1 protein-coding gene and 2 pseudogenes are annotated in these 2,078 nt (G+C 28.9%); all 3 read right to left on the reverse strand.

Annotated features, from left to right (window positions below; all coding sequences use genetic code 11):
* Positions 1 to 641, reverse strand: a pseudogene (locus tag IC173_RS20195) (cell wall hydrolase); the annotation flags it as partial.
* A 188-nt stretch (positions 642 to 829) separates the two neighbouring features.
* A complete protein-coding gene (locus IC173_RS20200; RefSeq protein ID WP_227856196.1) occupies positions 830 to 1,462 on the reverse strand; it encodes a LysM peptidoglycan-binding domain-containing protein in 633 nt (210 codons plus the stop codon).
* A gap of 10 nt (positions 1,463 to 1,472) precedes the next feature.
* Positions 1,473 to 2,078 (reverse strand): annotated as a pseudogene (locus tag IC173_RS20205) (phage tail tape measure protein); the annotation flags it as partial.

Genomic DNA, 2,078 nt, shown 5'->3' on the forward strand with positions numbered 1-2,078 from the left:
CTTATATCACCATATCCTTTTAAAGAGCAAGTTCTTTCTATGTCTTTAAACTCATTATCTATATCTACAGTGTCATTTTCTTGTTGTTGTATTACCTTTTGCATAATTACTCCAACATTTTTGAATATAGAGTCATTTATTTTTTCGTTAACCTTATTGCCATACTGATCAACAACCAGTACTTTATTTTTCACATTCTCCATACTTTCTGAAAAAGTTGTATTAATAAGATTAAAATCTTCTTCAAAGGTAATATCTAGAGTAACAATTCCTTTTTCAATGACATTAAATTTATCAAGATTGGCTTCTATCATATATTTTTTCTTTGTTGTTTTGCTTGCTTCTGTATAAACACTCATTATGGTGTCATATCCATTTACGCCAATAAACATCTTAGTGTATTTAACCTCAGTCTTAGGCAAATTACCTAGTGGGAGTTTATTATCTACAAAAACTTGTTTAGCAATATCTTCAACTAATTTATCTTTAAAATTATATGAAACTTCACTTTGTAAAAGTAAAAAACCCATATCTTTTGCAGTAAAATCAATACTGTTATTACTTGAATCAAGAGATCTGTCTATTATCATGCCTCTAAAAATCTCTTTATCATCTACATAGAAACAAATTGTACTTGCCACTGGAATATCTATTTGCCTAAAGTTAATATCAGATGATGATTGAATTATAGAAAATTCAAGTGTTCTTGATGGTGATCTATAATCTCCAGACCAGGTACATTTGTCTACTAAATCAGTTATATTATATATATTTCCGTTTTTTATATGAACTTGTATTTTGATTTTATTAATTATAAATCACCATCCTTTTATGGAATTATTAAAATCCATCCATTTTGTATTATATTTGGGCTTTTAATTTTATCCTTGTTGGCTTCGTAAATTTTCTGCCAAAGGTCACCATTTCCATAATACTTCTTAGCTATCTTAAAAAGAGTATCTCCTTCAATGACCTTGTGAGTTTTTTGCTTAGTCTCAAATCCTTTTGTAATGGGTAGGTCAATACTAGAAGATAAATCGCCATCCTTAGCATTGACCTTAGATATTTTTATTCTTCTATATTCTTTTAAACTTAAGGTAAAATAAACATCTCTTGAACAATCTTGTTCTTTGTAATTAAAATCTGATATGATACATTCAAAATTTACATTAGTTTCTGTAATTATAAATCTTAATATAAATCCCTCTTTCATCCAACCTTCTATTAAATTTACGCAATCATAAGGTTTTGGGAATCCATTGTAATTACAGAAACTATATTCTTGACTTGGAAAGAAGGACGTTATTTCTACATTCTTAAGTCCAACCCCTCCAAATACTGCGATATCTCCAATGCTTAATATGTTAGATATATTTATTGTTGCATTTCCATTTATCTCAAAAGAAGGTGGTAGAATAGGGAATCTAAATGCATTATCTGCTTGTCTTAACCATATTTCCATTAGATACCTCCTAAAGAACTCCTCCAGCATTTGCAAGAGATATTTTTTTGTTTAGTTTTTTTACAATTTTATCTATGTCTGCTTCTTCTCTTACAATTATTGTATCTGCTAACTTATCAAGAAATAAACTTCCATTTGAGCTATTTCTCTTATATTGATTGGCCTCTTGTTTAGTTAAAAGTTTTTCTCCTTCATGTGCTCTAATTAGATAATCATTTCTAGGAATTCTATTTATACCAAACGCTCCTCTTGTATTAGTTCCAGCAGCATCTGCACCTTTCCCTATTTGTAAGTTAGGACCTTTTTTAAATATTTCTATTGTTCCTTTAATTGGATGTTTAAAAAATTCTTTAAGTTTATTCCAAGTCTCTTTTACTCCTTTAACTTTATCTTTAAAAAATGAATCAGCAAGATCTATTACAGGTTCTAGTATTCCGCTAACTAAATCGACCAAACCATTCCATATAGATTTAACTATACCTACTCCGCCATCAAATATTTGTTTAAGGCCATCCATTGTCTGGTCAGCATTTCCTGTTATAAGTCCCATTACAACATTTATAATTCCAGATATAAAAGATATAATTCCGTTTATAATTCCAGAAACAGTTGTTAT

This window comes from Clostridioides sp. ES-S-0048-02, from assembly GCF_020658495.1.
In the GTDB taxonomy this organism is placed as follows: Bacteria; Bacillota; Clostridia; order Peptostreptococcales; family Peptostreptococcaceae; genus Clostridioides.

Excerpts from the sequence above, each read along its gene's own strand:
- IC173_RS20200 (WP_227856196.1), bottom strand. The coding sequence starts at position 1,462 with ATGGAAATATGGTTAAGACAAGCAGATAATGCATTTAGATTCCCTATT.